Genomic DNA, 7026 nt, shown 5'->3' on the forward strand with positions numbered 1-7026 from the left:
GGCGCGGAAGAGCTGGAGAAGGGATCCGAAGCGATTCACCTTGTGAGACGTCTGCACTGCTTCTCCACTGGGGTGGCTGGTACGAGGTGAGGATGCCCGGGTCGGAGAGGCCGGGGGCGCCGGTCTCGACGTGCCCGGCGAGCCGGCGCACGAAGTCGGCGCCCGCCCCGGAGGTGACCGTCACGTCGTACCAGTTGCGGCAGGCGCTCAGGTCGACGGTGTGCGTGACGGTCGCACCCCGGCCGACGGTGAGGGTCCGCGGCGTGCCCCCGTAGGCGTTGACGAGGGTGAGCACCGCGTCCGCGGCGCCCGCGTTGGTGAGGGTGAGGACGAGGTTGCCGGTGGCCGCGTCGTGGCGCGCGGTGACCTCCGGCCCGGCCGTCTTCCCGGGGTTGCGGAAACGGCGCAGGAAGCCGTTCGGCCCGAACACGCTCAGATCCGTGACGCCCTGGGAGTACGTGGTGTTCCAGGCGTCCGCGATCGTCTTCCCGGCCTCCGCGGTGTACGTCCACGGGCCGTCGGTGCGGTTGGCCGAGGTCACCAGGAACTGGGCGCCGGCCGCCGCGCCGGCGCTGAAGGTGAGCCGGTACTTGCCGGTGGCGGTGTCGGCCGCCCCGTCCACGTACGGCGCGTACGCCAGCGGGCGGGTGGGCTTGGCGCCCGCCTCCTGCCGGGGCAGGGTGCCGGTGGCGGGCGGGGTGGGCACGTAGTCGGCGTGCCGGTTGCGGTCCGGCGGGGCGTAGCCGGCCGTGGAGGGCAGTGCCGCCGCCGTCGGGTCGGACGCGGTGAAGTCGAAGGCGGAGGTGAGGTCGCCGCAGATCGCGCGCCGCCAGGGCGAGATGTTGGGCTCCCGGACGCCGAAGCGACGCTCCATGAAGCGCAGGATCGAGGTGTGGTCGAAGGTCTCCGAGCAGGTGTAGCCGCCGGTGCTCCAGGGCGAGACGACGAGCATCGGCACCCGCTGGCCGAGCCCGTACGGACCGGCCGCGTAGCCGATACCGCCGCCGTAGTGGTCGGCGCCGGTCGCCGCGGTCGACAGGCCCTGGGAGGCGCCGGAGGGAGGGAACGGCGGGACGACGTGGTCGAAGAAGCCGTCGTTCTCGTCGTAGGTGATGAACAGCGCCGTCCTCGCCCACACCGCGGGGTTCGAGGTCAGCGCGTCCAGCACCTGGGAGACGTACCAGGCGCCGTAGTTGGCGGGCCAGTTGGGGTGCTCGGTGAAGGCCTCGGGGGCGGCGATCCAGGAGATCTGCGGCAGGGTGCCGGCCTGGACGTCACGCCGCAGGTGGTCGAAGAGGCCGTCGCCCGCCTTGGCGTTCGTGCCGGTGCGGGCCTTGTCGTAGAGCGCGTCGCCGGGCTTGGCGTTGCGGTAGTTGTCGAAGTAGAGCAGCGAGTTGTCGCCGTAGTTCCCGCGGTAGGCGTCGCCGATCCAGCCCCAGGACCCGGCGGCGTCCAGTCCGTCGCCGACGTCCTGGTAGACCTTCCAGGAGATCCCGGCCTTCTCCAGCCGCTCGGGGTAGGTGGTCCAGGTGTACCCGGCCTCCTGGTTGCCGAGGACCGGTCCGTTGCCGGTGACGCCGTTGCCGGTGCAGCCCGACCACATGTAGTAGCGGTTGGGGTCGGTGGAGCCGATGAACGAGCAGTGGTAGGCGTCGCAGATGGTGAACGCGTCGGCGAGGGCGTAGTGGAAGGGGATGTCCTCGCGGGTCAGGTAGGCCATCGTGGTGGCCGTCTTGGCGGGCACCCACTGGTCGTACCGGCCGCCGTTGAAGGCCCGGTGGCCGCCGGCCCAGTCGTGGTTGAGGTCCTGGACGAACTGCATCCCGAGGTCGTCGACCTGCGGCCGGAACGGCAGGACCTCCCGCTTGAGGGCGTCCGTCTGGTGCCAGACCGAGGAGCCGCTCGGCAGGGTCACCGGCCGGGGGTCGCCGAAGCCGCGGACGCCCTTGAGCGAGCCGAAGTAGTGGTCGAAGGAACGGTTCTCCTGCATCAGGACGACGATGTGCTCGACGTCCTGGATGGTGCCGGTGCTCCCCTGCGGAGCGATGGAGGTGGCGCGCGCGATGCTCTGCGACAGGGCCGGGAACGCGAGGGTCGCGCCCGCGAGTTGCAGGAAGCGGCGGCGGGTCGGGTCTGCCATGGGTGGTTGACCTCTACATGTCAGGAGGGAGGGTGGAGGACGGCGCCACCAAGGACAGCGCGTGCGGGGTACCGCCCGGCGGCCCGTTCGTGACGGCCCGCCGTACGGCAGGCGAACGCATCGAGTTGTACGGACAAGACCAGCTTCGCGCCCCGCGCGCCCCGGAGTCCACCAGCGCGCCCCGGTGTCACGGATGCCCGGACGGCGCGCCGGGCCGCAGACTGGTTCCCCACCCCTCACCGGAGGAACGACGATGCCCACCGCCAGCCGCCCGCCGGCTCCTCCCGTCGCTCCCGGACGGCTCCCGCTGCTCGGCCACGCCCTCGAACTGTGGCGGCGCCCACTGGAGTTCCTCGACGGCCTCACCGCGTACGACCCGATCGTCGCCACCCACCTCGGCCCGAAACCGAGCTACCTGCTGACCGGCCCGGACCTCGTCCACCGCGTGCTGGTCACCGACGCGGCGAGCTTCGCCAAGGGCCGCTCCTTCGACAAGCTCCGCCCCTACCTCGGGAACGGGCTGGCCACCTCCCAGGGAGCCTTCCACCTCCGCCAACGGCGCCTGGTGCAACCGGCGTTCCACCACCGCCGGATCACCCACTACGTCGACACCATGGCGCGGTTCGCCGCCGAGCGCGCCGCCTCCTGGCGGCCCGGCCAGGTCGTGGACGTCACCCGGCAGATGCTGGAACTGTCGCTCGCCATCGTCACCTCGACGCTGTTCTCCACCGCGCTCGACGCGGCCGCCGCCGCCGAGATCCGCCGCGCCCTGCCCGTCGTCCTGCGCGGCATGTACACCCGCGTGCTGGACCCCACGGACCTGTGGCACCGGATCCCCACCCCGGGCAACCGCCGCCTCGCCGACGCCCACGCCCGACTGCGCAGGGTCATCGACCACCTCGTCCGGACCGAACGCGCCGACCCCGCGGGCGAGCGGCCGGACCTGCTCTCCATGCTCCTGGACGCCCGGGACGCCGACAGCGGGGAGGCGATGACCGAACGTCAGCTCCACGACGAACTCATCACCCTGCTGGTGGCCGGCACCGAGACCGCCGCGGGCGGGCTCGCGTGGCTCTTCCACGAACTCGGCCGGAACCCCCTCGTCGACGAGCGGCTCCACCAGGAGCTGCACGACCGGAACGCCGTCCCGCCCACCGCCGACCGGCTGCCGGAGCTGGACTACACGCGGCGCGTCGTCGACGAGGCGCTGCGGATGCGCAACCCCGGCGGCATCACCATCCGCCGCGCCGTCGTCGACGTCGAACTCGGCGGCTACCGCTTCCGCCGCGGCACCGAGTTCATCTTCAGCGCCCTGGTCCTGCACCGGAACCCGCGCCACTTCCCCCACCCCCGGCGGTTCGACCCCGACCGCTGGCTGCCCGACCGGCCCGCCGTCCCGCGCGGCGCGTTCCTGCCCTTCGGCGCCGGCCACCACCAGTGCGTCGGGGAGTCCTTCGCCCGCACCGAGATGCTCACCGTGGCCGCGACCGTGGCGGGCCGCTGGCGGCTGGTACCCGTCCCGGGCGTGCGGGTACGGGGCGTCATGACCAGCACCAACCACCCCGACAACCTGCTGATGCGGGTGGAACCGCGCCCGCGCACTCCTTAGGACCCGGCGCGCGGAATGCGCAGGCCGCCGCGGCGGTTGGTGCGGGCAGCCGTTCACGTCCCGGCCCGACCCGCCATCGTCCACGAGGAATCCCCATGACCGTCACCGAGCCCGCCGCCTCCCGCGCGGCCGGAATCCTGTCCCGGCCCGTCGCGATCAACGGGCTGACCGTGCCCAACCGCATCGCGATGGCGCCCATGACGCGCAGCTTCTCCCCGGGCGGCGTCCCCGGCGAGGACGTGCGCTCGTACTACGCCCGCCGCGCCGCCGCGGGCGTCGGCCTGATCATCACCGAGGGCACCTACGTCGGCCACGAGTCCGCCGGCCAGAGCGCCGACATCCCGCGCTTCCACGGCGCGGAGCAACTGGCCGGCTGGGCCCGCGTCGCCGAGGACGTCCACGCGGCGGGCGGCACCATCGTGCCGCAGCTCTGGCACATCGGCATGGCCCGCAAGCAGGGCGACCCGCCCTTCGCCGACGCCCCCGCCGTGGGCCCGTCCGGGATCCGGCTGGACGGCACCGAGGGAACGGGTCGGGCGATGACCCGGACCGACCTGGACGCCGTCATCGGCGCGTTCGCCGAGGCCGCCGCGGCCGCCGAACGGACCGGCTTCGACGGCGTCGAGCTGCACGGCGCCCACGGCTACCTGCTCGACCAGTTCCTGTGGGCCGGGACCAACCGCCGCACCGACGCCTACGGCGGCGACCCGGTCGCCCGGACGCGGTTCGCCGCCGAGCTCGTCGCCGCGGTCCGCGCCGCCGTCTCCCCGGAGTTCCCGGTGATCTTCCGCTACTCGCAGTGGAAGTCGGGCAACTACGACGCCCGCCTCGCCGAGACCCCGCAGGAGCTGGAGGCGATCCTCACCCCGCTCGCCGAGGCCGGCGTCGACGCCTTCCACGCCTCGACCCGCCGCTACTGGGTCCCCGAGTTCGACGACTCGGACCTCAACCTGGCCGGCTGGACCAAGAAGCTCACCGGCCGCCCCGCCATCACCGTCGGCTCGGTCGGCCTCGACGGCGACTTCATCGACGCCTTCGCGGGCCAGGGCGCGCCGGTCCAGGGCATCGACAACCTGCTCGACCGGCTGGAGCGCGACGAGTTCGACCTGGTCGCCGTCGGCCGGGCCCTCCTCCAGGACCCGCAGTGGGCCGCCAAGGTCCTCTCCGGCCGCTTCGCCGAGCTGCGCCCGTACGACGCCGCCGCGGTCCGCACCCTGAGCTGACCGCGGGCCCCGACCCGGCCCCGACCGGGCCGCGTCGGCGGCCGCCGACCGCCGCCCGCCGCACCACCCGGCGGCGGTCGGCCGCCGGGCGGCGTCAGAGCAGGCCGCGTTCGCTGACGCGCTGGCCGAGCTGGAACCGGCTCTGCGCGTCGAACTGCTCCATCAGGTCGGTGATCATCCGGCGCTCGGTGCGCAGCGAGATGCCGAGCCGGCGGGCGGCGGCCTCGTCGGTGAGACCGGCGGACAGGAGGCGGAGCAGTTCGCGCTGCTGCGGGGTGATCTCGCCGGCCGGCGTGACCGGCGCGGCGCCGAGCAGCTCGGACTGCTCCCAGACCTGGTCGAAGAGCGCGCACAGCCCGGCGAGGGCCCCGGGTTCGCGGATCACCGCGACGCCCTTGGTCACGTCGTCGGGGTCGAGGGGCACCATCGCGATCTCGCGGTCGACGATCTGCATCCGCATCGGCAGGACGCCGATGGTGCGGGTCTCACCGCCGTGCGCGGCCAGCCAGTTGGCGTGGTCGACGCTGCCCGGGTCGTTGCGGATGCTGCTGAGGTAGATGGTCTTCACCTTGACGCCGCGGTCGAGCAGCGCCTGGGTGATGGGGCGGCTGGCCTCGCGGTTCTCCGGGGTCTGCTTCCCGCCGGGAGCGAAGGCCATGGTCTCGCGGCAGGCCCGGGCGCCCAGCTCCTCCAGGCGGGAGCGGATCTCGTCGAGGCCGGTCAGGTGCTCGATGCCGCCGGCGCCCTCCTCGGGACGCAGCATGGAGTACTCGGCGACCAGCCCGGCGATCGCGGCCCGGCTGGACTCGACCTCGTGCTGCTTGCGCGCGATCTCGGCCTGCCGGCGGGCGATGAGGGCCTCGAAGGCCACCTTGGGGCTGACCGTGCGCATGGCGCCGCCGTCGTCCCAGGACGGCCTGATCAGCTCCTGGTCGGCCAGTTCGTCCATCGCCGCGCGGACGGCCGTCTCGTCCCAGCCGAGCGCCTCGGCGATCCGGAGCACGCCCCAGTCGGGCTGACCCAGCATGAGGCGGTAGACCGCCTCGGCCTGGTGCGTGAGGCCCAGTGTGGTGAGCATTCGATCGGCCCCCCTGGCCATGAGACGAGCGGTGCGGCCACGGGGTCCGCTTCCCGTGGCCGTGGTGCCGGACGTCGCCCACAACCACAAACGGGCAGGTCCGGGGGTCAGAAAATACCACCGCCCCGGAGAGCCCAGACACCCGCCGATCAGCAGGAATCCACCTCCGCCACCCGGAGGAGCGCACGGGCCGGACGGCGGGGCGCGCCCAGACCGCAACTGACCGCCATGGAACGGGATTCGTCACACATATCCGGACGTTCGGGCTGGCACAGGCACGCCATGGCAGGAACGTGCCGACGCAAGCCCGCCCATCGGCGCGCCGCTTCCTCCATCGTGGCTGAGTGCATGTCGTTCACTTCGCCCTGACCCGCCCCCGCGAAGCCCCGATGCCGGCCGAGGGCGCGGTGGCCACCGCCTTACGCACCGCCGCCGATCTCCACGACGGTCCTGAACACGTCCGGGTCCACGGCTCGCGCGCGGGTGCCCGCGGCGTGATGTTCGTGATCGCGCCGAGCCCGGACATCGCCCGCGCCCTGTGCCTGATCGTCTGCGTCCAGGCCATCGCCAGAACCCCGCAGTTGGAGGGGTGGTTCGTTCACGTCTACCCGTCGTGACCGCCCCTGGCACGATCCGGACGGAACCGCTGACACAGATATGCCAGCGACAGATTGTGTCACCGGAGAGCCGGGACAACCGGCTTCCGGGCCCGGCAGAATCGAACTCGCCGAAGCACCCCGGGCAGCAGGACGAACCACTGCCCCGTCCGGCGAATCCACCCCAAGCCACCGGGCATCCCCATGCCCGAAAGGAGCCCTCATGTCCGCCAAGTCCCGCCTCGTCTCCGTCCTCGCCGCCGCCACCGTCGTCCTCGGCGCCGCCGCCGGACTCGCCGACCTCGCCGGGAACACCGCCGCCGACCGGAGCGCCACCGCGGTCGCCGCCGACCAGGCCCCGGCCGCCGGTGCCGCCGGCC

General features: G+C 73.2%; 5 protein-coding genes. 3 read left to right on the plus strand and 2 right to left on the minus strand.

Annotated features, from left to right (window positions below):
* Positions 1–2140: phosphocholine-specific phospholipase C (locus tag AB0E96_RS36235; protein WP_359830263.1), on the minus strand; the 2140-nt coding region annotated here is incomplete at its 3' end.
* A 253-nt stretch (positions 2141–2393) separates the two neighbouring features.
* On the opposite strand from AB0E96_RS36235, the gene AB0E96_RS36240 reads away from it, so the two are divergent.
* On the plus strand, positions 2394–3749 hold the full coding sequence (locus AB0E96_RS36240; protein ID WP_359830265.1) for a cytochrome P450: 1356 nt from the start codon (positions 2394–2396) through the stop codon (positions 3747–3749).
* Between the two features lie 95 nt (positions 3750–3844).
* Positions 3845–4972 carry an NADH:flavin oxidoreductase gene (locus tag AB0E96_RS36245; RefSeq protein WP_359830268.1) on the plus strand — a complete coding sequence of 376 codons (1128 nt, stop codon included), beginning with the start codon at positions 3845–3847 and terminating at the stop codon, positions 4970–4972.
* 94 nt (positions 4973–5066) lie between these two features.
* Here the strand turns inward: AB0E96_RS36245 and AB0E96_RS36250 are convergent, their stop codons facing one another.
* Positions 5067–6050, minus strand: a complete 984-nt coding sequence (locus AB0E96_RS36250) for a helix-turn-helix transcriptional regulator (RefSeq protein WP_359830271.1) — start codon at positions 6048–6050, stop codon at positions 5067–5069.
* A gap of 344 nt (positions 6051–6394) precedes the next feature.
* Here AB0E96_RS36250 and AB0E96_RS36255 point away from each other — a divergent pair, with 344 nt between their 5' ends.
* Entirely contained in the window at positions 6395–6667 is a 273-nt protein-coding gene (locus tag AB0E96_RS36255; RefSeq protein WP_359830273.1) for a hypothetical protein, read from the plus strand.
* Positions 6668–7026 lie beyond the last annotated feature (359 nt).

Origin of the sequence: Kitasatospora sp. NPDC036755, assembly GCF_040636595.1 — a bacterium.
GTDB lineage: Bacteria > Actinomycetota > Actinomycetes > Streptomycetales > Streptomycetaceae > Kitasatospora.